Origin of the sequence: Psychrobacillus sp. FSL H8-0487 (assembly GCF_038008385.1) — a bacterium.
Classification (GTDB): Bacteria; Bacillota; Bacilli; order Bacillales_A; family Planococcaceae; genus Psychrobacillus; species Psychrobacillus psychrotolerans.
The window spans coordinates 2,617,285-2,640,649 of record NZ_JBBOZA010000001.1; the positions used below are offsets into that span (position 1 = coordinate 2,617,285).

The 23,365-nt window shown below is 41.2% G+C and carries 13 protein-coding genes, 20 tRNA genes and 3 rRNA genes; 5 read left to right on the forward strand and 31 right to left on the reverse strand.

Translation table 11 applies throughout. From position 1 onward, the window contains the following. Nucleotide 1 precedes the first annotated feature (1 nt). The gene (gene yidD, locus MHI47_RS13330; RefSeq protein WP_093536783.1) at nucleotides 2-235 is read left to right on the forward strand and encodes a membrane protein insertion efficiency factor YidD; all 234 of its coding nucleotides are present in this window, start codon (nucleotides 2-4) and stop codon (nucleotides 233-235) included. Between the two features lie 100 nt (nucleotides 236-335). After that, nucleotides 336-1,331, forward strand: a complete 996-nt coding sequence (locus MHI47_RS13335; protein ID WP_340831128.1) for a metal ABC transporter solute-binding protein, Zn/Mn family — start codon at nucleotides 336-338, stop codon at nucleotides 1,329-1,331. Between the two features lie 740 nt (nucleotides 1,332-2,071). Here the strand turns inward: MHI47_RS13335 and MHI47_RS13340 are convergent. The 5 genes from MHI47_RS13340 to MHI47_RS13360 all read right to left on the reverse strand — a co-directional run bounded on the left by MHI47_RS13340 (nucleotide 2,072) and on the right by MHI47_RS13360 (nucleotide 8,756). Then, a complete protein-coding gene (locus MHI47_RS13340; RefSeq protein WP_340769773.1) occupies nucleotides 2,072-3,490 on the reverse strand; it encodes an o-succinylbenzoate--CoA ligase in 1,419 nt (472 codons plus the stop codon). Between the two features lie 572 nt (nucleotides 3,491-4,062). Continuing rightward, on the reverse strand, nucleotides 4,063-4,881 hold the full coding sequence (gene menB, locus MHI47_RS13345; protein WP_093536780.1) for a 1,4-dihydroxy-2-naphthoyl-CoA synthase: 819 nt from the start codon (nucleotides 4,879-4,881) through the stop codon (nucleotides 4,063-4,065). After that, nucleotides 4,878-5,705, reverse strand: coding sequence for a 2-succinyl-6-hydroxy-2,4-cyclohexadiene-1-carboxylate synthase (gene menH, locus MHI47_RS13350; RefSeq protein ID WP_340831129.1), 828 nt, complete (start codon nucleotides 5,703-5,705; stop codon nucleotides 4,878-4,880). Before menH ends, menB begins: the two co-directional genes overlap by 4 nt. Beyond that, on the reverse strand, nucleotides 5,693-7,402 hold the full coding sequence (gene menD, locus MHI47_RS13355; protein ID WP_340831130.1) for a 2-succinyl-5-enolpyruvyl-6-hydroxy-3-cyclohexene-1-carboxylic-acid synthase: 1,710 nt from the start codon (nucleotides 7,400-7,402) through the stop codon (nucleotides 5,693-5,695). The genes menH and menD overlap by 13 nt, the downstream gene beginning before the upstream one ends. Beyond that, complete coding sequence (locus tag MHI47_RS13360) at nucleotides 7,395-8,756, reverse strand: isochorismate synthase (RefSeq protein ID WP_340763023.1); 1,362 nt, start codon at nucleotides 8,754-8,756, stop codon at nucleotides 7,395-7,397. Before MHI47_RS13360 ends, menD begins: the two co-directional genes overlap by 8 nt. A 152-nt stretch (nucleotides 8,757-8,908) precedes the next feature. Between MHI47_RS13360 and MHI47_RS13365 the strand changes: the two genes are divergently transcribed. Next, on the forward strand, nucleotides 8,909-9,820 hold the full coding sequence (locus tag MHI47_RS13365; protein WP_340831132.1) for a 1,4-dihydroxy-2-naphthoate polyprenyltransferase: 912 nt from the start codon (nucleotides 8,909-8,911) through the stop codon (nucleotides 9,818-9,820). A 402-nt stretch (nucleotides 9,821-10,222) separates the two neighbouring features. Here MHI47_RS13365 and MHI47_RS13370 read toward each other — a convergent pair. From MHI47_RS13370 to MHI47_RS13480, 23 genes are all read right to left on the reverse strand, one after another. Next, nucleotides 10,223-10,294 (reverse strand) — tRNA-Glu (locus MHI47_RS13370). A 6-nt stretch (nucleotides 10,295-10,300) separates the two neighbouring features. Next, nucleotides 10,301-10,391 (reverse strand) — tRNA-Ser (locus tag MHI47_RS13375). 5 nt (nucleotides 10,392-10,396) lie between these two features. Next, nucleotides 10,397-10,471, reverse strand: a tRNA-Asn gene (locus tag MHI47_RS13380). Between the two features lie 4 nt (nucleotides 10,472-10,475). Beyond that, a tRNA-Ile gene (locus MHI47_RS13385) sits at nucleotides 10,476-10,552 on the reverse strand. A 7-nt stretch (nucleotides 10,553-10,559) separates the two neighbouring features. Continuing rightward, a tRNA-Gly gene (locus MHI47_RS13390) sits at nucleotides 10,560-10,633 on the reverse strand. Nucleotides 10,634-10,639: 6 nt separating this feature from the next. After that, nucleotides 10,640-10,715 (reverse strand) — tRNA-Phe (locus MHI47_RS13395). 74 nt (nucleotides 10,716-10,789) lie between these two features. Further along, nucleotides 10,790-10,865 (reverse strand) — tRNA-Asp (locus tag MHI47_RS13400). Between the two features lie 3 nt (nucleotides 10,866-10,868). Then, nucleotides 10,869-10,943: transfer RNA gene (locus MHI47_RS13405), tRNA-Met, on the reverse strand. Between the two features lie 52 nt (nucleotides 10,944-10,995). Then, a tRNA-Ser gene (locus MHI47_RS13410) sits at nucleotides 10,996-11,088 on the reverse strand. 10 nt (nucleotides 11,089-11,098) lie between these two features. Continuing rightward, nucleotides 11,099-11,175 (reverse strand) — tRNA-Ile (locus tag MHI47_RS13415). 6 nt (nucleotides 11,176-11,181) lie between these two features. Next, nucleotides 11,182-11,255: transfer RNA gene (locus MHI47_RS13420), tRNA-Met, on the reverse strand. Between the two features lie 24 nt (nucleotides 11,256-11,279). Next, nucleotides 11,280-11,355, reverse strand: a tRNA-Ala gene (locus MHI47_RS13425). Nucleotides 11,356-11,367: 12 nt separating this feature from the next. Continuing rightward, nucleotides 11,368-11,444: transfer RNA gene (locus MHI47_RS13430), tRNA-Pro, on the reverse strand. A 5-nt stretch (nucleotides 11,445-11,449) separates the two neighbouring features. Beyond that, a tRNA-Arg gene (locus tag MHI47_RS13435) sits at nucleotides 11,450-11,526 on the reverse strand. A 15-nt stretch (nucleotides 11,527-11,541) separates the two neighbouring features. Continuing rightward, nucleotides 11,542-11,630: transfer RNA gene (locus tag MHI47_RS13440), tRNA-Leu, on the reverse strand. Nucleotides 11,631-11,645: 15 nt separating this feature from the next. Then, nucleotides 11,646-11,720 (reverse strand) — tRNA-Gly (locus tag MHI47_RS13445). Nucleotides 11,721-11,737: 17 nt separating this feature from the next. Next, nucleotides 11,738-11,822, reverse strand: a tRNA-Leu gene (locus tag MHI47_RS13450). Nucleotides 11,823-11,846: 24 nt separating this feature from the next. Then, nucleotides 11,847-11,919, reverse strand: a tRNA-Lys gene (locus MHI47_RS13455). Nucleotides 11,920-11,925: 6 nt separating this feature from the next. Continuing rightward, nucleotides 11,926-12,001 (reverse strand) — tRNA-Thr (locus tag MHI47_RS13460). A 13-nt stretch (nucleotides 12,002-12,014) separates the two neighbouring features. Continuing rightward, nucleotides 12,015-12,090 (reverse strand) — tRNA-Val (locus MHI47_RS13465). A 25-nt stretch (nucleotides 12,091-12,115) separates the two neighbouring features. Further along, nucleotides 12,116-12,231: ribosomal RNA gene (gene rrf, locus MHI47_RS13470) — 5S ribosomal RNA — on the reverse strand. Between the two features lie 121 nt (nucleotides 12,232-12,352). Next, nucleotides 12,353-15,281: ribosomal RNA gene (locus MHI47_RS13475) — 23S ribosomal RNA — on the reverse strand. A gap of 195 nt (nucleotides 15,282-15,476) precedes the next feature. Continuing rightward, a 16S ribosomal RNA gene (locus MHI47_RS13480) occupies nucleotides 15,477-17,031 on the reverse strand. The 16S, 23S and 5S rRNA genes sit together here with 20 tRNA genes alongside, the layout of an rRNA operon. Before the next feature lie 725 nt (nucleotides 17,032-17,756). On the opposite strand from MHI47_RS13480, the gene MHI47_RS13485 reads away from it, so the two are divergent. Both MHI47_RS13485 and MHI47_RS13490 read left to right on the forward strand, forming a co-directional pair. Next, a complete protein-coding gene (locus tag MHI47_RS13485; RefSeq protein ID WP_093537815.1) occupies nucleotides 17,757-18,476 on the forward strand; it encodes an MgtC/SapB family protein in 720 nt (239 codons plus the stop codon). Nucleotides 18,477-18,490: 14 nt separating this feature from the next. Next, nucleotides 18,491-19,480 carry a cation diffusion facilitator family transporter gene (locus MHI47_RS13490; protein WP_093537814.1) on the forward strand — a complete coding sequence of 330 codons (990 nt, stop codon included), beginning with the start codon at nucleotides 18,491-18,493 and terminating at the stop codon, nucleotides 19,478-19,480. A gap of 72 nt (nucleotides 19,481-19,552) precedes the next feature. Here the strand turns inward: MHI47_RS13490 and MHI47_RS13495 are convergent, their stop codons facing one another. The 3 genes from MHI47_RS13495 to MHI47_RS13505 all read right to left on the reverse strand — a co-directional run bounded on the left by MHI47_RS13495 (nucleotide 19,553) and on the right by MHI47_RS13505 (nucleotide 23,326). Next, nucleotides 19,553-20,716: an iron-containing alcohol dehydrogenase gene (locus MHI47_RS13495; RefSeq protein ID WP_093537813.1), complete on the reverse strand. Its 1,164-nt coding sequence runs from the start codon at nucleotides 20,714-20,716 to the stop codon at nucleotides 19,553-19,555. Between the two features lie 89 nt (nucleotides 20,717-20,805). Continuing rightward, nucleotides 20,806-22,050 carry a Glu/Leu/Phe/Val family dehydrogenase gene (locus MHI47_RS13500; RefSeq protein ID WP_093537812.1) on the reverse strand — a complete coding sequence of 415 codons (1,245 nt, stop codon included), beginning with the start codon at nucleotides 22,048-22,050 and terminating at the stop codon, nucleotides 20,806-20,808. Between the two features lie 82 nt (nucleotides 22,051-22,132). Next, nucleotides 22,133-23,326 (reverse strand): ornithine--oxo-acid transaminase, encoded by a 1,194-nt coding sequence (locus MHI47_RS13505; protein ID WP_340831133.1) that lies wholly within the window; start codon nucleotides 23,324-23,326, stop codon nucleotides 22,133-22,135. Nucleotides 23,327-23,365: the final 39 nt, after the last annotated feature.

Below are 23,365 nucleotides of genomic sequence, written 5' to 3' on the forward strand. Positions count from 1 at the left end.
CATGAAGCATATTATAATATCTATTTTTCGTTTTTATCAAAAGTTTATTTCCCCACTGTCTCCACCTAGTTGTCGCTTTTATCCAACCTGCTCTCATTATGGAGTTGAAGCACTTCAAAAACACGGAGCAATTAAAGGGAGTATTTTAACTGTAAAGAGAATATCGAAGTGCCATCCTTTTCATGAAGGTGGCATTGATCCCGTTCCTGATGAATGGCCTTTGAAGAAAAAATAAACAAAGGCTATTTTTTCTTGCATTTTTTCCGAAAGTCCTGTAATCTAATGAAGTTATCATTTTTCAAAACGTAATCATTACTATTTAGGGAGTGAATTTATTGAAACGAATTTTAATATGGAGTAGTCTTTGTCTTGTATTATTCCTTGCAGCTTGTGGAAAAAGTGAAGAGAAAGCTCAAAATACGGATGAGAAAGTTCAAATATATACAACCGTGTACCCATTACAATACTTTGCTGAACGTATCGGTGGAGAATCTGTACATGTCTCTTCTATCTACCCTGCTGGCGCAAATGAACATACTTTTGAGCCAACACAAAAAGATATGATGGCACTTGCAGATGCTGATTTGTTTTTTTACATAGGACTTGGCTTAGAGGGTTTTGTAGAAAATGCTAAAAAGACATTGGCAGATGAAGAAGTGAATATGATAGCCACTGCGGATGCAATTTCAGACGAGCAATTAGAGGAAGCCGCTCACGAAGAGGAAGAAGCGACTTCAACGGATTCTCACGATCATGAACACGAAAGTGAATCATCAGAAGATCACAGCCATGAGGGACATGATCACGGGGATATCGATCCGCATGTTTGGATGTCACCTAAAATCAGTCAAAGTCTTGCGCTTTCTATTAAAGACTCTTTAGTAGAGATCTCACCTGGGCAACAAGAGACTTTTGAAAAAAATTATGATGAATTAGTTAGTGATCTTCAACAACTGGATGCAGACTTTGAAGAAATGGCGCATAATGCACCTAACAAAACATTTTTTGTTTCTCACTCAGCATTTGGTTATATTGCTAACACATACGGGTTAGAACAACTGGCAGTAGCTGGACTAAATTCACAAGATGAACCTTCTCAAAAAGAACTGACTAAATTAATCGATTTGGCAGAAGAGAAAAATATTGAATATATTTTATTTGAGCAAAATGTATCTTCTAAATTGACTGAAGTGATTCAAAAAGAAATTGGTGCAGAAAGCTTGGTTTTGCATAATTTAGGTGTGCTATCGAAAGAAGATATCCAAAACAAAGAAACTTATTTTACATTGATGAACAAAAACCTCGAGACATTAAGAACGGTTTTGAAATAAAATTGTAAAGCTTCAAAATCATAAGAAAAATCGGGCAAAGACGGCTAACTCTTTACGTTCAAACCTGTCCCTATCGTTTTCAAAGGACTATGGACAGATATTACTATAATGATTACCGAATTAACTTTTTAGGGATGCTGGTTATTTGTGACGAACGTCACAAACAACCAGCATCCCTTTTTTGGATAATCTTATGGCAATTGTCTTATCCATCGACCTCTTCAACTCTCAGAAACAGGTAAGTGCACTTTTGGATAATTAGAGATAAGATAATTTCCTATTGATAGAGCAGAGATGATGACAGTCTAAGTACGCGACATCGTGTAGCAACGACTGCCTGACCCGCATCGTGCGGGCCCGATGATATAATTTCGTGAGCTATTTCACTTCTTTATAGGGCAAACACTTACTACTTCTATTATTTCTACTAGTATAAAAGGTAATTTATTTTCTTCGTCCTTCTGACAGAATAGTACCCCTTAATTTAGCAGAAAGTGATATGCTCTGCAATATCCTATTATTAAGTACCACACATTAAATAGATTGTAGTGAAAGCTGGCACCTCCAGTGGGAAAAGCGAGAAAGTCGAGACCCCGCAGGGAGCGTAGCGACCGAGGAGGCTCGGCCTCGCCCTCGGAAAGCGTCCACCAGAAACGGAAATCAGTAGCATTATTTATTCATTGATATCCCAACAAAATGATACAATCCATTCTTTATACTTTCTTATCTTTTAAAGCTATTCATATCAAATTTAATAACTCTCTTCTCACTAACTTATTTGCCCCGTTACGAGGTAATTCTTCTATAAAGTAATATTCTTTTGGCAATTTATAAGAGGCAATCTGTGTCTTCATGAAAGCCGCTAACTCTTCAATAGAAACTAATTCTTTTACTACAACAAAAGCTATTGGAATTTGTCCCCATTTATCATCTTGTCGACCTGTAACTCCTGCTTCAACAACTGCTGGGTGTTTAACTAATGCTTGCTCTAACTCTGCAGGATAAATATTCTCCCCGCCCGAAATGATTAGATCTGAGCGACGATCTACAACAAACAAATAACCTTCCTCATCTAAATAACCTATATCTCCAGTATGTAACCAACCATTCAATAATGGTTTCTTAGACTCGGCTGCTCCAATATATCCTTTCGTCACATGTGGCCCTTTAATACATATTTCTCCCATTTTTTCTTCCCCATCTATCCGAACATCTGCAAAGAAAAGAGGTTTCCCAGAAGATCCAAGCTTACGGATAGCATCCTCACTTGATAAGGTAGTGGTCTGAGAAGCTGTTTCTGTCATGCCATACGTTTGTAATACTGGTATATTCCGTTCGATTGCCCTCTCTAAATAAGACAAAGGAACGGGACCGCCACCAACTAAAATCGATTGAAACGAATCAGGGAAATACTGATTTCGATTTTCTAAAACGGATACGATGCGTTGAAGCATCACCGCTACTAATGACATTCTTGTGGCAGCACCCTCTAATATTTCATCAACTACTTTTTCCGGATCAAATTTAGTATGAAGGCTAACAGTCATTCCATATAATACAGAACGCATTAGAATAGAAAATCCACTTATATGAAACAAGGGTACTACACATAGCCAGCAATCATCGGGATGAATACCTAGATGTAGTGCGGAACCAGTTGCGTTCATCACATGATTTTCTAATGATTGACGTACTCCTTTAGGGCTTCCCGTAGTTCCAGAAGTATACATAATAGAAATAGTACGACTTTTTGGCCAATCTCTTTCCATAGCATATACTTTTCTTTTGTTGTTATGAATATCATGAAAAGAAAATCTTTGGTTATAATTTATTTCTCTTTCATAGTTATCTACAAGTAAAATATTTGGCTTACTATCATGAAGCTGATAGTTTAGCTCTACTTCACTTAAACGTTCGTTTAACATAACTAATTCACAACCAAGTTGAAGACAACCATGTATGGCAATCACTAGCTCTGCATTGGAGCTTGATAAAATAGCAATCCTCATACCGGGCTGAATTCCTTTAGCGTGTAATTTCTCTGCAAATTCATTGGCTTCATTATAAAGTTGTTGAAATGTCCATGCCTCTTCCCCAAACCGTAAAGCAGTGCGTTCCGGAGTCAAATAGGCACGTTTTAATAGTAAATTAGGAAACATGTTAAACTCCTTTCTTTAAACTATATACTTAATATACCTTGATATTCTATGTAAAAAAACCAGACAAAAAGAAGCCCGATACTTTATAAACAAAACTTAGAGATGTGTTGATTTCCGATCCGAGCGGACGCTTTCCGTGGGCACGGCTTCAGCCACTAGAGTCGCCGCTCTGCGCTTCAATCAAAGAAAATCCATTTTCATCTTTCCTAATAAAATAGTATTCCTTAGTAAGCGGACGATTTTATCCATCTCTTCACTTGGACAACTCTTGTCATCTAAGCGAAAGACTATGGTCAATATTATCGTGGAGTACTAGTCACTTAATTGATTTTAGTGAAATCTAGCCGGGATAAGCGAGAAAGTTGAGACCCCGTAGGGAAGAAGCGGAGCGCCTGACTGAGGAGGCTCGACCTCGCCCGCGGAAAGCGTCCACATATAACGGAAATCAGTAGTATTACTCTTTCTTAATAGTTCTGTAAAACCATTGTTTATGCTGTATATATATATACTTGCTTATCTAGTAAAAAAGCTATCCCATAAAGGATAGCTTTTTTGTACTCGTCATTCACTAATCACGGAAAACGTGGGAATTGACCAAAATCTGGTTTGCGTTTTTCTTTAAATGCATCTCGGCCTTCTTTGGCCTCATCCGTTGTATAGTAAAGCAGTGTTGCGTCACCTGCTAATTGTTGAAGTCCTGCTAAACCATCCGTATCTGCATTCATCGCAGCTTTTAAGAAGCGAAGTGCTGTTGGACTCATTTCTAGCATTTCTGAACACCACTGAACAGTTTCATCCTCTAACTGTTCATATGGAACTACTGTATTGACTAAGCCCATATCAAGAGCTTGCTGTGCATCGTATTGACGACATAAATACCAAATTTCACGCGCTTTTTTATGTCCAATAATACGTGCCAAATAGCCAGAACCATAACCAGCATCAAATGATCCAACCTTAGGACCAGTTTGTCCAAATCTAGCATTGTCCGCTGCAATTGTTAAATCACAAACAACATGTAAAACATGTCCGCCACCAATTGCATAACCAGCTACCATTGCGACAACCGGTTTAGGTATTACACGGATTAGGCGTTGTAAGTCTAGTACGTTTAAGCGTGGAATCTCGTCTTCTCCAACGTATCCACCATGTCCACGTACTTTTTGGTCTCCACCTGAACAGAATGCATGCTCACCTTCACCAGTTAAAATAATGACACCTACATTTTTATCGTCACGAGCACGAGAAAATGCGTCAATCATTTCCATTACTGTTTTAGGGCGAAATGCATTACGCACCTCAGGACGGTTAATAGTTACTTTAGCAATTCCGTTAAAAAACTCATACTTAATATCTTCATATGTATGTAATGTTGTCCATTCACGAGTCATCTTACATCCTCCTTTAAAATAATATCCTTTACTATTGTAGCAAACAATTCAGGATTTTCCACATGAATTGCATGGCCTACATTCCTAACTTCTGTATGGGCAGCGTTTGGAAAGTAGTTTTTCATCTTTTTCGCAAGATTACTAAATTTTTCATCTAACTCGCCTGTTATTAAAAATGTAGGTGTAACAACCTCATCAAGCTTTTCCCAATAAGAAGGTTGCACTCCAGTGCCAAATCCACGTAAACTATTTGCCAAACCAATTTCAGTCCCTGCTAGTCGCTCTTGTCGTATAAGCTGCTGTTTCTCCAAGGATAACTTTCTTTGGGATTGAAACAAAGGTATTCTTTCCCAAAAATCTACAAAAGATACAAGCCCTTCTTCCAATATTCGATTGGCAAGCTGCTCATCGGATTGTTTTCTATTGGTGCGTTCTTCTATATCTATAAGTCCGGGAGAACTACTTTCTAAAATTAGTCTTTTTACATTGTACTGACTTGCATAGGCTAGAGCTAACCTACCACCCATTGAATAACCAACAAGCGTAAAATTATTCCACTGAAGCTGTTGAAATAATGCATGCAAATCTTTTATCTGCTCCTCTGCTGAATAACGACCTGAATCCATAGGTTTAGAAGTCTCCCCATGTCCTATAAGATCAATTGCAAGGAGATCAAATGTACTGGGTAGATGTGAAATTACTTCATCCCAACTATGTGTAGACCCCGTAAATCCATGCAAAAAAACAATTTTTTCATTTGCACCCTTATTATATCTGTTGATATGAATATCAATTCCTCGGATATTGACTGTTATACTTTCCAAACCGAATCCAGCTCCTTCGAAATCGCAGCCCATAATTTTCGATGTGTCTCTGTATTTACTTGTCTATTCGTGAATACTTCGATAATACGAATATCCTTCGTCTTTTCCTCGGCTAAAGCTTCTTTAAAATCTTCCTTCGAGTGAACTGCATTGTACTGAGCATTATACATAGTTGCTATATTGGAAAACTCTAAACCTGTCGGAGTACCAAATAAATGCTCAAAATAATTGGTTTCTGTAGATTGAGGGAGATAAGAGAAAATTCCTCCGCCGTCATTATTCATAACAATAATCGTCATATCAGAATGGTGGAAACGACTAACTATCAAACCATTCAGATCATGTAAAAACGCTAAATCTCCAATCAATAAATAACCAGGACGATTTAGTGCTGCTTGAACTCCAAGTGCAGAAGAAACTACCCCGTCTATTCCATTCGTTCCTCTGTTTGCGTAGAGTTGAATATCCTTTGTGGTTTTATTGAAAAAGGTATCAAGGTCTCGTATTGGCATACTACTACTAGCAAATAAATATGACTTATCTGGTAATGCTTCAAACAACAAACCTGCTAATGCACCTTCATCTGTTTCATGTTCCATATAGCTGTTCACATGAGCAGTCGCTATATTATTTGCTTGAGTCCAGCAATCCGTGTATGTAGAAGAAGACTTTGTATCTGTTTTTAGCCATAGTGATTCAGAATCCACTTGTACATGATGCGTAGCAATATGAAGTGAATCACGGAAAAGTGGACTTTCGTCGACAACCATAAATACCGTAGGCTTACACTCTTTTAAATAAAGCATAAGTGGTTTAGAAACTGGTTGTGCTCCAAAACGAATTACGACATTTGGAACAGCCATCTCTTGAAAGGACTTGTTTTTCAGAATGGCATCGTATTGATCAATACATAAATCCATGCAATCCGCAGGTATAGATGTGCGTAAATTCGATAACGGATCAACAAGAACTGGCCATTGTACCATTTTTGCAAATTCCCAAAAACCATCAGTAGTTTGAAGAGAATCTCCTACGATAAATATTCCTCTTACTTCATTTTGAAGCAAATCTTTATACCACACTAAAAATTCTTCACTTGGTGCTAACTTTCCAATCTCGGGTACATGTATGTTCATTGTTGGTAATGGCTGTTCCATATCAAGTAATAACGGCTCACGGAATGGTACGTTAATATGAACAGGTCCCATAGGAGCAGTTTTGGAAGTAGACACTGCACGCTGAATATGACGCTCTACAAACGCTAAATTTGCTTCTGATTCTGGTAGAGGAAAGTCTACTGCCCATTTAATATGCTTTCCATATAGATGAACCTGGTCTATTGCTTGAGGTGCTCCCACTTCTCTAAGTTCATGTGGACGATCAGCTGTAACAACTAATAGCGGTACACGAGCATAATACGCTTCTACAATAGCCGGAAAAAAGTTTGCAGCAGCGGTTCCAGAAGTACATAAAAGCACAACTGGAGTTTTCTTAGCTTTCGCAATGCCAAGAGCAAAGTAACCGGCGGAACGTTCATCTATTTGTCTATAAAATTGAAAATCCTCACTTTTGGCAAATGCATATGCCAGAGGAGTTGACCTTGAACCAGGACACATCACTATGTCCTGAACACCTGCCTGTCTAATTGTTTCTACAAAGTGATTTACATAAGATGTTAAATACTCGATGTTAGTCATTCATATTTCCTCCAAGTGTTCGAAGCATTGGACGGAACTTCACTCGTGTTTCTTCAAATTCCTCTATGGAGGATGATTCGGCAACGATTCCGCCACCTGCATATAAATAGGCGTGTTCATTTTCTACTAAAGCAGAACGTATTCCAACAGCGAACTCCCCGTCTCCTTCAGCGTTTATCCAGCCAATTGGAGCAGCATAATACCCACGATTCATCTGTTCCGATTCGCGAATAATCTTAATCGCATCCTGGCGTGGCTCCCCACCTAGTGCTGGAGTAGGATGTAAAGCCTGTACTAGCTCAAAAAGCGATGAATTCTTTTTCAGACTTCCTTCAATCGGAGAATATAAATGCTGAATATCTCTAATTTTCATAAGCTTTGGTCTAGTGGGTACTTTGACGTCTTCACAATATTGCATGAATACTTTTTTAATCATTTCCACTACATATTTATGCTCACCTAAATTTTTGGGATCTGATAATAATGCCTCTCCAAGCTCCTTATCCTCAAGAGAATGCTTTCCTCTTCTCGTAGAACCGGCAAGTCCAGCAGATTGGGCTTTGTCATTTTCTACTTTAACAAGTCGCTCTGGTGTTGCACCAAAAAAGATTTTCTCTCCATTTTCTAATCCAAATAGATAACTTTCAGGTTGCTCCATGGAAGCATTATATATTGCTGTTGCTGGTGAGAAAGTATCAGCAAATGTCAGTTTAAGTGATCTAGCTATAACTACTTTTTGGACTTCATCTTTTCGAATTCTCTTCGTTACATCCTCTACAGCATGTAAATACTCGTTCTTCAAGCGGTCTTCTCGTTTGATCAAGGACGGTTTTTCATGTACCCTTAACTCTTTTACTTGAGCAGTGTGTATTAACGCATCTCTTTCTATACGTAACAGTTCAAACGTTTCCGTACTCTTTGCTTCGTCCGTAATATAGTGAATGTTCACGAATGCCTGATCATGTTGGATAACTAGCTGAAACGTAGACACGACAAAGAATGCAGAAGGAAATGTATCCCATTCCGAAGAAATCTTGTTTTTTGGATCGAAAGCAAACCCTCCAAATAGGATAGGAGATACATCCGCTTTTTCCTTTAATGATGACTGGCAAAGTTCCTTCCATTTTGTATCAATATCCTTATATCTATTATCTTCTAAGTTATTTGTAATAGTATGAGCATGTCCCAATCCTACTAAGGTCAATGTCTTCTCTTTGTTTTGCCAAAAATAACGTTTCCCTTTATATAATTCATCCCCTGCTTCAAAAAAAGCTTGTGCAGATAATCTCGATACTTCTATTGTTTCCGTATAAAAACGGTATTTTGTATTAATGGTACCGGTGGTTTTCGGCATAAATATGACCTCCGTTTAGTAACTACTCTTTTATCTAGGTTAACTAATTTACTCTACCTTTAATCATACATCTTTCTACACATTTCAGCACACATTTAGCTATAAATTTATGTTAAAATTGATATTGGATTCTTTTAAAGGAGAGAAAAAATATGTCACACGAATTTCAAGCTGACAAGGGCTGGCGCGTATGGTGGAAACTGACAAGACCACATACCCTAACTGCCTCATTTGCACCAGTTTTTCTTGGTACAATGATTGCCCTATACGAGGCAAATATTGATTGGCTATTGTTTATTGCTATGTTATTAGCTTGTCTTCTGATACAAGCTGCTACAAATATGTTTAATGAGTATTATGATTTTGTACGAGGTCTCGATAGCGAGGAATCGGTCGGTATTGGTGGGGCAATTGTTAGAAATGGTGTAAAACCCAAAACGGTAATGCAACTAGCTCTATCGCTATATGTAATAGCTGCTATATTAGGTATCTATATTTGTTATGAAAGCTCTTGGCTATTATTAATAGTCGGGGCAATTTCTATGGCAGTGGGATATTTCTATACTGGGGGACCTTACCCCATTTCTAGTACTCCCTTTGGTGAGCTTTTCAGTGGGTTATTTATGGGGATGCTTATTGTTTTAATTGCAGTTTATATTCAAGTAGGTTCAGTGCCTTTATTCGCTGTATTGTTATCTGTACCAAGTGCCCTGTTAGTAGCTGCTATCATGCTATCTAATAATATTCGCGATTTAGTAGAAGACACCATAGGCGGACGAAAGACAATGGCTATATTAGTTGGTCGGAAAACAGCAATTACAATTCTAGCTTCCTATTTTGTTTTGTCTTACCTATGGGTTATAGGTTTAGTAGTTTTGCAAATAATCACTCCATGGAGTTTATTAGTTTTATTGAGCTTGAAAAAACCTATACATGCCATAAAATTATTTAAACAAACCGAAAATCCAGTTCAGGTTGCCCCTGCTATGAAAGACACCGCACTTACGAATACGATTTTTGTATTCCTTTTAGGCTTAGGTCTATTGATTGGCTATTATTTATAAGGATAAAATAAAAACAGATGAGCAGATTATTTAGCTGCTCATCTGTTTTTATTATCCCGTACAAATTTTATATTCTTTCAGTGCTACAAAATCTATATAATGTGAACATATTTCTGTATCGAAAGTTAGTCTCTATAAAGGCATGGTGTCTTTTGAAGAAAGTATTACCAGGAATACATCGTATAGCTTCCATAACTTTTATTGTTCTAAACAGTTCTTACCTGACCTTCAACTCAGACAGCTACAGTTTTGCTTTCCGTGTATAAACCACTCTCTATTTTCACAGAAGATCAATACTCTAACCAATCAAATACTTAAGCCTGCACAGGATCTTTTTTAGTAATATCTTTTTCTAGTACAATAAAAAAAGGTAACCAATGATTGGTTACCTTTTTTTGAGTATGACCCCTACGGGATTCGAACCCGTGTTACCGCCGTGAAAGGGCGGTGTCTTAACCGCTTGACCAAGGGGCCTATATATGGCGGAGAAGGAGGGATTTGAACCCTCGCACCGGTTGCCCGATCTACACCCTTAGCAGGGGCGCCTCTTCAGCCACTTGAGTACTTCCCCATATATGGCTCCGAAGGTAGGACTCGAACCTACGACCAATCGATTAACAGTCGATTGCTCTACCACTGAGCTACTTCGGAATAATGGTGGGCCTAAATGGACTCGAACCATCGACCTCACGCTTATCAGGCGTGCGCTCTAACCAGCTGAGCTATAGGCCCATTATTTTGGAGCGGGTGAAGAGAATCGAACTCTCATCATCAGCTTGGAAGGCTGAGGTTTTACCACTAAACTACACCCGCATTAAATGGTGGCTCAGGACGGAATCGAACCGCCGACACAAGGATTTTCAGTCCTTTGCTCTACCGACTGAGCTACTGAGCCTCTTCAATCTTAAAATAAAAGCTAATTGTTTAGGCTATATTTACAATTGATATGTATTAATATTATTAAATAAATGGCGGTCCCGACCGGGATCGAACCGGCGATCTCCTGCGTGACAGGCAGGCATGTTAACCGCTACACCACGGGACCATTTGGTTGCGGGGACAGGATTTGAACCTGCGACCTTCGGGTTATGAGCCCGACGAGCTACCACTGCTCCACCCCGCGACAATAAAATACTTAAGGATTATTATTACTTCCACAAACAATAAGATAAAAATGGAGGAGGAAGAGGGATTCGAACCCCCGCGCGGTATGACCCGCCTGTCGGTTTTCAAGACCGATCCCTTCAGCCGAACTTGGGTATTCCTCCAAGACATTGTTGGTGGACCTTGCAGGACTCGAACCTGCGACCGGACGGTTATGAGCCGTCTGCTCTAACCAACTGAGCTAAAGGTCCTTAAGATGGCGGCAGAGGGAGTCGAACCCACGACCTTTCGGGTATGAACCGAGTGCTCTAGCCAACTGAGCTACACCGCCATGATTTTCAAACTAATTTATAAATGGTGGAGCCTAGCGGGATCGAACCGCTGACCTCCTGCGTGCAAGGCAGGCGCTCTCCCAGCTGAGCTAAGGCCCCATAAATAATAACTGGTCGGGAAGACAGGATTCGAACCTGCGACCCCTTGGTCCCAAACCAAGTGCTCTACCAAGCTGAGCTACTTCCCGTTATATGGTGCGCTCGGCAGGACTCGAACCTGCAACCTCTTGATTCGTAGTCAAGTGCTCTATCCAATTGAGCTACGAGCGCAATGTTTCAAAAAAGTGGTGCCGAGGACCGGAATCGAACCGGTACGGTAGTCACCTACCGCAGGATTTTAAGTCCTGTGCGTCTGCCAGTTCCGCCACCCCGGCACTTTAGTGAATCTTTGGAGCGGAAGACGAGGTTCGAACTCGCGACCCCCACCTTGGCAAGGTGGTGTTCTACCACTGAACTACTTCCGCTCGGTTATTAAATTAAATGGTGCGGGTGAAGGGAGTCGAACCCCCACGCCTTGCGGCGCTAGATCCTAAGTCTAGTGCGTCTGCCAGTTCCGCCACACCCGCATACATAATTCACTGAAAAAGTGATGAGCCATGTAGGATTCGAACCTACGACCCTCTGATTAAAAGTCAGATGCTCTACCAACTGAGCTAATGGCTCGGAAAATGGTGCCGGAGAAAGGACTTGAACCCTCAACCTACTGATTACAAGTCAGTTGCTCTACCAGTTGAGCTACTCCGGCAGGAGTAAATATATGGTGGAGGATGACGGGCTCGAACCGCCGACCCTCTGCTTGTAAGGCAGATGCTCTCCCAGCTGAGCTAATCCTCCTGGGTAAGTTATGTATTTATTGCAAGCCCAGCGACGTCCTACTCTCACAGGGGGAAACCCCCAACTACCATCGGCGCTGAAGAGCTTAACTTCCGTGTTCGGTATGGGAACGGGTGTGACCTCTTCGCCATCATCACTAGACTTGAATAATTATTGAAAGACAAGTTTTATTATACCAACTCTGTAGAATATTACAAGAGTTATTTTAAAAAAATTTTATTCTTTCAAAACTGGATAAACGACATTGTTACGTTAAACAAATTTGGTTAAGTCCTCGATCGATTAGTATTCGTCAGCTGCACGTGTCGCCACGCTTCCACCCCGAACCTATCTACCTCATCGTCTTTGAGGGATCTTACTTACTTGCGTAATGGGAAATCTCATCTTGAGGGGGGCTTCGTGCTTAGATGCTTTCAGCACTTATCCCGTCCACACATAGCTACCCAGCGATGCTCTTGGCAGAACAACTGGTACACCAGCGGTGTGTCCATCCCGGTCCTCTCGTACTAAGGACAGCTCCTCTCAAATTTCCTACGCCCACGACGGATAGGGACCGAACTGTCTCACGACGTTCTGAACCCAGCTCGCGTACCGCTTTAATGGGCGAACAGCCCAACCCTTGGGACCGACTACAGCCCCAGGATGCGATGAGCCGACATCGAGGTGCCAAACCTCCCCGTCGATGTGGACTCTTGGGGGAGATAAGCCTGTTATCCCCGGGGTAGCTTTTATCCGTTGAGCGATGGCCCTTCCATGCGGAACCACCGGATCACTAAGCCCGTCTTTCGACCCTGCTCGACTTGTAGGTCTCGCAGTCAAGCTCCCTTCTGCCTTTACACTCTTCGAATGATTTCCAACCATTCTGAGGGAACCTTTGGGCGCCTCCGTTACACTTTAGGAGGCGACCGCCCCAGTCAAACTACCCGCCTGACACTGTCTCCTACCCGGGTTACGGGTATGGGTTAGAATTTCAATACAACCAGGGCAGTATCCCACCGACGCCTCCTCCGAAGCTGGCGCTCCGGGCTCTAAGGCTCCTGCCTATCCTGTACAAGTTGCACCAAAATTCAATATCAAGCTATAGTAAAGCTCCACGGGGTCTTTCCGTCCTGTCGCGGGTAACCTGCATCTTCACAGGTACTATAATTTCACCGAGTCTCTCGTTGAGACAGTGCCCAGATCGTTACGCCTTTCGTGCGGGTCGGAACTTACCCGACAAGGAATTTCGCTACCTTAGGACCGTTATAGTTACGGCCGCCGTTTACTGGGGCTTCAATTCGCACCTTCGCTTGCGCTAAGCACTCCTCTTAACCTTCCAGCACCGGGCAGGCGTCAGCCCATATACTTCACCTTACGGTTTTGCATAGACCTGTGTTTTTGCTAAACAGTCGCCTGGGCCTATTCACTGCGGCTCTTCTAGGCTATGAACCCAAAAGAGCACCCCTTCTCCCGAAGTTACGGGGTCATTTTGCCGAGTTCCTTAACGAGAGTTCTCTCGCTCACCTTAGGATTCTCTCCTCGACTACCTGTGTCGGTTTGCGGTACGGGCACCTTTCACCTCGCTAGAGGCTTTTCTTGGCAGTGTGAAATCAGGAACTCTAGACATACGTCCTCGCCATCACAGCTCAATGTTAAAGAATGCGGATTTGCCTACATTCACACCTTACTGCTTGGACATGCATAACCAACAGCATGCTTACCCTATCCTTCTGCGTCCCCCCATTACTCAAACGGTGGTTTGGTGGTACAGGAATATCAACCTGTTATCCATCGCCTACGCCTATCGGCCTCGGCTTAGGTCCCGACTAACCCTGAGCGGACGAGCCTTCCTCAGGAAACCTTAGTCATACGGTGGACGGGATTCTCACCCGTCTTTCGCTACTCATACCGGCATTCTCACTTCTAAGCGCTCCACCAGTCCTTCCGGTCTGACTTCAACGCCCTTAGAACGCTCTCCTACCACTGATACCAAAGGTATCAATCCACAGCTTCGGTGATTTGTTTAGCCCCGATACATTTTCGGCGCAGCGTCACTCGACCAGTGAGCTATTACGCACTCTTTAAATGATGGCTGCTTCTAAGCCAACATCCTGGTTGTCTAAGCAACGCCACATCCTTTTCCACTTAACAAATACTTTGGGACCTTAGCTGGTGGTCTGGGCTGTTTCCCTCTTGACTACGGATCTTATCACTCGCAGTCTGACTCCCAAACATAAATCATTGGCATTCGGAGTTTGTCTGAATTCGGTAACCCGGGATGGGCCCCTAGTCCAAACAGTGCTCTACCTCCAAGATTCTAACGTTTGAGGCTAGCCCTAAAGCTATTTCGGAGAGAACCAGCTATCTCCAGGTTCGATTGGAATTTCTCCGCTACCCACACCTCATCCCCGCACTTTTCAACGTGCGTGGGTTCGGACCTCCAGTAAGTGTTACCTTACCTTCATCCTGGACATGGGTAGATCACCTGGTTTCGGGTCTACGACCACATACTCATTCGCCCTATTCAGACTCGCTTTCGCTGCGGCTCCGTCTTCTCGACTTAACCTTGCATGGGATCGTAACTCGCCGGTTCATTCTACAAAAGGCACGCTATCACCCATTAACGGGCTCTAACTACTTGTAGGCACACGGTTTCAGGATCTATTTCACTCCCCTTCCGGGGTGCTTTTCACCTTTCCCTCACGGTACTGGTTCACTATCGGTCACTAGGTAGTATTTAGCCTTGGGAGATGGTCCTCCCAGATTCCGACGGAATTTCACGTGTTCCGCCGTACTCAGGATACACTCAAGAGAGAATGAATTTTAGACTACGGGGCTTTTACCCTATCCTGCGGACCTTTCCAGATCGCTTCGTCTAACTCATTCCTTTGTAACTCTATGTAGAGTGTCCTACAACCCCAAAAGGCAAGCCTTTTGGTTTGGGCTATTCCCGTTTCGCTCGCCGCTACTCAGGGAATCGAATTTTCTTTCTCTTCCTCCAGGTACTTAGATGTTTCAGTTCCCTGGGTGTGTCTCAGATGCGCTATGTATTCACGCAAATGTACTGCTCCATTACGAACAGTGGGTTTCCCCATTCGGAAATCTCCGGATCAAAGCTCACTTACAGCTCCCCGAAGCATATCGGTGTTAGTGCCGTCCTTCGTCGACTCCTAGTGCCAAGGCATTCACCGTGCGCCCTTATTAACTTAACCTAAAAGTTAAAAAGTCTTACACGTCGTGATTACGTAAATAATCACAACAGAATTTCTTGTTGTTTATTGTTTCAATGTCGTTTTATCCAGTTTTCAAAGAACAAGCGTTGAATCTTCATATAAAATGAACATTCAAAACTGAACTGCAAAACGTTAAGATACGAATAAAAATCCGTATTCCGATATTATCCTTAGAAAGGAGGTGATCCAGCCGCACCTTCCGATACGGCTACCTTGTTACGACTTCACCCCAATCATCTGTCCCACCTTCGGCGGCTGGCTCCCGTAAGGGTTACCCCACCGACTTCGGGTGTTACAAACTCTCGTGGTGTGACGGGCGGTGTGTACAAGGCCCGGGAACGTATTCACCGTGGCATGCTGATCCACGATTACTAGCGATTCCGGCTTCATGTAGGCGAGTTGCAGCCTACAATCCGAACTGAGAACGGTTTTATGGGATTTGCTCACCCTCGCGGGGTTGCGACCCTCTGTACCGTCCATTGTAGCACGTGTGTAGCCCAGGTCATAAGGGGCATGATGATTTGACGTCATCCCCACCTTCCTCCGGTTTATCACCGGCAGTCACCTTAGAGTGCCCAACTGAATGCTGGCAACTAAGATCAAGGGTTGCGCTCGTTGCGGGACTTAACCCAACATCTCACGACACGAGCTGACGACAACCATGCACCACCTGTCACCGCTGTCCCCGAAGGGAAAAGCCTATCTCTAGGCCGGTCAGCGGGATGTCAAGACCTGGTAAGGTTCTTCGCGTTGCTTCGAATTAAACCACATGCTCCACCGCTTGTGCGGGCCCCCGTCAATTCCTTTGAGTTTCAGTCTTGCGACCGTACTCCCCAGGCGGAGTGCTTAATGCGTTAGCTGCAGCACTAAGGGGCGGAAACCCCCTAACACTTAGCACTCATCGTTTACGGCGTGGACTACCAGGGTATCTAATCCTGTTTGCTCCCCACGCTTTCGCGCCTCAGCGTCAGTTACAGACCAGAAAGCCGCCTTCGCCACTGGTGTTCCTCCAAATCTCTACGCATTTCACCGCTACACTTGGAATTCCGCTTTCCTCTTCTGTACTCAAGTCCCCCAGTTTCCAATGACCTTCCACGGTTGAGCCGTGGGATTTCACATCAGACTTAAAGGACCGCCTGCGCGCGCTTTACGCCCAATAATTCCGGACAACGCTTGCCACCTACGTATTACCGCGGCTGCTGGCACGTAGTTAGCCGTGGCTTTCTAATGAGGTACCGTCAAGGTACGAGCAGTTACTCTCGTACTTGTTCTTCCCTCACAACAGAGTTTTACGATCCGAAAACCTTCTTCACTCACGCGGCATTGCTCCATCAGACTTTCGTCCATTGTGGAAGATTCCCTACTGCTGCCTCCCGTAGGAGTCTGGGCCGTGTCTCAGTCCCAGTGTGGCCGATCACCCTCTCAGGTCGGCTACGCATCGTCGCCTTGGTGAGCCGTTACCTCACCAACTAGCTAATGCGCCGCGGGCCCATCCTGTAGTGACAGCGAGATGCCGTCTTTTAACATCTCCCCATGTGAGGAAATGGATTATTCGGTATTAGCCCCGGTTTCCCGGAGTTATCCCAATCTACAGGGCAGGTTGCCCACGTGTTACTCACCCGTCCGCCGCTAAATCAGAAGAAGCAAGCTTCTTCGTCATTCGCTCGACTTGCATGTATTAGGCATGCCGCCAGCGTTCGTCCTGAGCCAGGATCAAACTCTCCATAATAGTTCACTTCCAGTATGCAGAGCACATTGAAAGCGAACAAATTAGAACTAGTTTAAAAGCTCATTTTGTTTTGCTATCATCCTAACGAGTTAGTTGAAAGCTATATTTCTTAACGTTTTGCATGTTCAGTTTTCAATGTTCATGTTGTTCGCGTCGTTTTGACGACTTTATTAGTATAACTTATTTCAGATTTGATGTCAAACACTTTTTTTAACTTTTTTTAAGTTGTTTGTATCTCGTTCCGAAGGACAAGTATTAATATACATCGTCTAGAAAGAAAAAGCAACCCTTTTTGTGAAAAAAACTTTAATATCTATTAAACTCTTGAATTGTTGAGCTCTTACAATCACTTAATAAGTTCTTCCAGAATAACTCATGAGAAATCTAGCCTTCTTATTCCGTTCATAAAAGACTACCAACCCTCTACAGCAAATTCAATCAGCGTGATTTCAAATATTAGTTTGACTAATAGAGCTCACCCTAAAGCAATAATGAAATAAGTTAGAAATTGATACATACGTCAGAACTTTATTTTAACATCTTCTATACTTATAATAGGAGATAATAAGAAATCTCCCAATCTACTACTATGCTTTTAGTTTCAAGTGCATCCACCTTAAGTATAAATTATCACTCTACAGATCTCCATATTTAATGTCCTTCTTAGATTAAATCGATTTGTAAAATATCTTCAACCCCTATAAAGAATAAAGGAGGAGTTATCGATGGAATGGGTAAACTACTTGGATGATTATACTGAAATTACATTTAAATTAATCTTTGCTGCATTATTAAGTTTAATAATAGGTATAGAAAGGGAACTAAAAAAGAAACCTATTGGATTAAAGACAAGTATAGTGATTGCAACATTTAGTTGTCTCCTTACTTATATATCAATAGAAGCAGCTTACACCGCCATTCCGAATGATGCTATAAATATTACAATGGATCCTTTGCGTTTGGCAGCACAAATAGTAAGCGGTATAGGTTTTCTCGGTGCAGGAGTTATACTCCGTAAAGGTAATGATACTATAACTGGTTTAACAACCGCAGCTATGATTTGGGGAGCTGGCGGAATTGGTATAGCTGTAGGTGCTGGATTTTATATGGAATCCGCTCTTAGTGTAATTATCGTAATAATAGGAATTGAGTTAATCCCTCCCCTTCTCACAAAAGTAGGTCCAAAACGGCTGAGATCCAAGGAGCTATCTCTAACAGTTGTGGTAAGAAATCCAGAAAGCATTCCCAAAGTATATGACTATTTACAAGGAAGCGGTGTTTATATAGAAAGTATTCGCATTAAAGACGTCACTTTAGACAATAATACAATTAAACATGAAATGAATATGAGGTTATCAATAATCACTAAGAAAAATACTGCAGAATTTTACGCTACCATTAAAAAACAAAAATTTATCGAATCGGTAGATGTAGAATCTATTTAAAAAGGAGTAATCATATGGGAGAATTATTTAGGTTGTTAAAAGGTGGTAATAAGCCTTCATTATTAGCAGCAGTTGTAAATACTATTATTGCAATTTTAAAAGGTGGTGCGTTTTTCTTTACAGGAAATGTAGCTATGTTTGCAGAGATGATGCACTCCATTGGCGATGCAGCAAACCAATTCTTTGTTTATATTGGGTCATCCTTATCTAAGAAAGCCCCTACGCCAAGATTTCCAAATGGTTTTGGACGCTTAGTAAACCTCGTTTGCTTAGGCGCTGTAATTATTGTCGGAATTTTATCTTATGAAACAATTATAGAAGGTTGGCACCATATTCAACACCCGACTGAATCTACAGGTGTTGCCATTACCCTAAGCGTACTTGCTATTGCCATAATTTTGGAATTTGCCGTCTTATATAAAGCTGGAAAAGAAATTTTGCATGAAGTCGGGATTAAAGGAACCGCCTTTTCTCCATTAACAACAAGCTTTACTCACTTAAAGAGAGCTAAACCTGCAACAAAGCTTGTTTTTATGGAGGACTTAGTAGCAACAGCAGGAGGAATATTAGCGTTTGTGGCAGTTTTAATTTCCCACTTTACTGGTTTTTTACAAGCAGAAGGTATAGCTTCTATTATGATCGGTATTATGATGTTCTATGTAGTAGGGAAAGTATTCTTAGACAACGCTCGAGGCGCACTAGGGGAAACAGACGAACAAATGCTCACTCATATTGCTCATATTGTATCTGAGAACCCGCATGTAAAGGATATTCAAAAGCTTGAAGTTATAAAAGAAGGTGAATATCTCCATGTGGAAATAATTATTGAGATAGATCCTCAATATTCTTTCGCCGAGGTGGACGATATTCAGGATAAAATTAAAGAACTTATTTTAAATCAACAAGGAGTAACAGATATTACAATCTCCTTTGATGAAGATGACGGAATCAGAACGTGGACTGAACATCGAGATCAACGTACCGTGTTAAAAACACGTGATTAGTGTTATCGAAAACAATATTAATAAGAAAACCACATGACGAATTCTGCCATGTGGTTTTCTTATTTCTTACTATTATAGACAAGCTGTTAAAATTGTTTTTGTATCTTCTGCATTTAACTTATGGAAATTACCATATTCTCCATAAACCATTGCTTTTTCTACCATCAAATCGATCTTGCTTTCATCTATATTGTAATCACCTAATGTAGAAGGTGCATTCAATGACTTCCAAAACGCTTCTAAGCGATCAATTCCTTCATACGCTACTTCTTCTACTGATTTACCTTCAGAATTCACGTTAAAGACATTAATTGCTAGCTTAGCAAAACGCTGAGGATTTACTTTTACATTATGACGCATCCATCTAGGGAAAACGATAGCTAATCCTCCACCGTGTGGAATGTCATAAACTGCTGAAATCGCATGTTCTAAATTATGACTTGCCCAGTCCCCGTTGTACCCCATTTGTAGGAAGCCATTTAACCCTAATGTACCTGCAAATAGAATAGTTTCACGGTGCTCATAATTTGTAAGGTCTTCTATGAGTTTTGGTCCTACTTCTATTACTGTACGAAGAGTACCTTCTATCATTTCATCTTGAACCGGTGTATTTGTCGCATTGTTATAATATTGTTCGAACATATGAGACATCATATCCACTATTCCATAAACCGTTTGATCAAGAGGAACAGTGAACGTGTTTACTGGATCCAAAATAGAGAATTTAGGATAAACTAAAGGACTTCCCCATCCATACTTCTCTAGAGTTTCTTCATTAGTAATAACAGATCCAGAATTCATCTCTGAACCGGTTGCTGCAAGAGTTAAAATAGTTCCAAAAGGTAAAGCTTCTTGTGGAACCGCTTTACGTGAAACAAAGTCCCAAGCATCTCCGTCGTATTTAGCTGCAACTGCGATAAGTTTCGTACAATCAATTACGGAACCTCCACCAACTGCTAGCAAAACATCAATGCCTTCTTTTTTACAGATCTCTGCTCCCTTTCTAGCTGTGGATAGTCTAGGGTTTGGTTCCACCCCTGCAAGTTCAAAAACTTCCATTCCTGTTTCTTTTAATTCAGTCATAACGCTATCATATAAACCATTTTTCTTGATACTACCCCCGCCGTAAACAACAAGGACTTTCTTTCCGTATAATGATAATTCCCCTTTTAACTTTGATAGTTGATCTTTACCAAATATCAATTTTACAGGGTTATAAAATGAAAAAGCATTCATTTGACATCCTCCTCTTTCCATACTTTCTTAATAATAAAAAAACCGCTTGTAAAAAACAAGCGGTTCACCTTACTAGTACTTCAATTATATTATACCCATCCACGGAAACGTGACGCTTCCGCAGTTTTACGTACACCTACCATGTAAGCAGCTAAACGCATATCGATATTACGAGTGGATGCCACTTCATAGATATTTGCGAATGCATCTACCATTTTCTTCACTAGTTTCTCATCTACTTCTTCTTCAGTCCAGTAATAACCTTGGTTATTTTGAACCCATTCAAAGTAAGAAACTGTTACACCACCAGCACTTGCTAAAACATCAGGAACTAATAGAATTCCTCTGTCATAAAGAATTTTTGTACCTTCTGTTGTAGTTGGTCCATTGGCAGCCTCTACTACGATCTTCGCTTTAATATTATGAGCATTTTCAGCAGTAATTTGGTTCTCAATAGCAGCTGGAACTAAAATATCACAATCTAATTCTAATAACTCTTGGTTAGAAATCGTATTTTCAAATAGAGTTGTTACAGTACCAAAGCTATCACGACGATCTAATAGATAGTCAATATCTAAACCATTAGGATCATGTAAAGCTCCGTAAGCATCGGAAATAGCAATAACTTTTGCACCTTGATCACTCAAAAACTTAGCTAAGAAGCTTCCTGCATTACCAAAACCTTGGATAACAACGCGCGCTCCTTGCATATCAATATCACGTTTTTTTGCAGCTTCATTGATAATAATAGTAACACCTTGAGCAGTCGCACGGTCGCGTCCTTGTGAACCACCAAGTACAAGTGGTTTACCAGTGATGAAACCTGGTGAATTGAATTGGTCCATACGACTATATTCATCCATCATCCATGCCATGATTTGAGCATTTGTAAATACGTCTGGAGCAGGAATGTCTTTTGTCGGTCCAACGATTTGTCCTACCGCACGTACATATCCACGGCTTAGACGTTCAATTTCTCCCATTGACATTTCGCGCGGATCACAAATAACTCCACCTTTACCTCCACCATAAGGAAGGTCCACAATACCAGCTTTTAATGTCATCCACATAGATAAAGCTTTCATTTCATCTGGTGTTACACCTGGATGAAAACGTACTCCACCTTTTGTAGGTCCAACAGCATCATTATGCTGTGAACGGTATCCAGTGAATACCTTTACTGTATTGTCATCCATGCGTACTGGAATTCGAACTTCTAGCATCCTTAGTGGTTCTTTCAAAAGGTCATACATTGCTTCGTCATAACCAAGTTTGTTCAGAGCCTCTTTAATTACAGCCTGAGTTGATGTAAACAGGTTTAAATTTTCAGCCATTTTATATTTTCGCCTCTTTAATATTTAATAATTTCTTCGGAACCATTGTAACATAGAATTGTTGATATTTGTCTAAAAATTATTATTTATTGAATACTTTCTGGATTCTTTCAATTGCCCAATCTAACTCTTCTTTTGAAATGATTAGAGGTGGAGCAAAACGAATTACTGTATCATGTGTTTCCTTACATAATAAGCCTAATTCTTTAAGTTCTTCACAGAATGGACGTGCGTCTTCTGTTAATTCCATTCCAATAAACAATCCACGACCGCGTACTTCTTTAATAGAAGAATGTTTAATTTCTTTCAATGCATCCATAAAGTAATTTCCTAGTTCTAGGGAGCGAGCCGCTAATTTTTCATCTATCAACACGTCTAACGCTGCGATTGAAACCGCACATGCCATAGGGTTACCACCAAAAGTAGACCCATGAGATCCCGGATTAAATACACTTAGAATTTCTTTGTTTGCAACGATACATGAGATTGGGAAAACTCCACCGCCTAATGCTTTTCCTAGTATATACATATCTGGATCTATATCTTCCCATTCAGATGCGAACATTTTACCAGTACGGCAAAGACCAGCTTGGATTTCATCCGCGATAAATAAAACATTATTCTCGCGACATAATTCAAGCGCTGCCTTCATGAATCCAGCAGGTGGAATGATAATTCCAGCTTCCCCTTGAATTGGTTCAATTATAAATGCTGCCGTGTTAGGAGTAATTGCAGCTTTCAACGCTTCTAAATCACCATAAGGTATTAACTTAATACCTGGAAGCATTGGGCCAAATCCTCTTTTGTATTCAGGATCAGATGAAAGTGAAACCGCTCCCATAGTACGACCGTGGAAGTTTCCATTACAAGCAATTACCTCTGCTTGGTCAGCTGCTACATCTTTTACATCATATGCCCATCTACGAGCTGCTTTAAATGCTGTTTCAACTGCTTCTGCTCCAGTATTCATTGGTAAGACCATGTCTTTACCTGTTAACTCACTAACTTTTTCATACCATGGACCTAATTGGTCATTGTGGAAAGCACGAGAAGTTAGAGTTACACGATCCGCTTGATCTTTTAACGCTTGAATAATCTTTGGATGACGATGTCCTTGGTTTACTGCCGAATAAGCAGAAAGCATATCCATATATTTGTTACCTTCAGGATCTTTTACCCAAACACCCTCTGCTTCAGATACTACTATTGGAAGCGGGTTATAGTTGTTTGCACCAAATTTATTCGTTTGTTCAATCATTTGCGATGAAATAGTCATGCTTTCATTACCCCTTTTTTTTAAAATGAAGGCAGACTT

Bases quoted from the DNA above. Each gene is read 5' to 3' on its own strand.
- yidD (WP_093536783.1), top strand. From the start codon at position 2: ATGAAGCATATTATAATATCTATTTTTCGTTTTTATCAAAAGTTTATT.
- MHI47_RS13340 (WP_340769773.1), bottom strand. From the start codon at position 3,490: ATGTTTCCTAATTTACTATTAAAACGTGCCTATTTGACTCCGGAACGC.
- menB (WP_093536780.1), bottom strand. From the start codon at position 4,881: ATGACTCGTGAATGGACAACATTACATACATATGAAGATATTAAGTAT.
- menD (WP_340831130.1), bottom strand. From the start codon at position 7,402: ATGACTAACATCGAGTATTTAACATCTTATGTAAATCACTTTGTAGAA.
- MHI47_RS13360 (WP_340763023.1), bottom strand. From the start codon at position 8,756: ATGCCGAAAACCACCGGTACCATTAATACAAAATACCGTTTTTATACG.
- MHI47_RS13365 (WP_340831132.1), top strand. From the start codon at position 8,909: ATGTCACACGAATTTCAAGCTGACAAGGGCTGGCGCGTATGGTGGAAA.
- MHI47_RS13485 (WP_093537815.1), top strand. From the start codon at position 17,757: ATGGAATGGGTAAACTACTTGGATGATTATACTGAAATTACATTTAAA.
- MHI47_RS13490 (WP_093537814.1), top strand. From the start codon at position 18,491: ATGGGAGAATTATTTAGGTTGTTAAAAGGTGGTAATAAGCCTTCATTA.
- MHI47_RS13495 (WP_093537813.1), bottom strand. From the start codon at position 20,716: ATGAATGCTTTTTCATTTTATAACCCTGTAAAATTGATATTTGGTAAA.
- MHI47_RS13500 (WP_093537812.1), bottom strand. From the start codon at position 22,050: ATGGCTGAAAATTTAAACCTGTTTACATCAACTCAGGCTGTAATTAAA.
- MHI47_RS13505 (WP_340831133.1), bottom strand. From the start codon at position 23,326: ATGACTATTTCATCGCAAATGATTGAACAAACGAATAAATTTGGTGCA.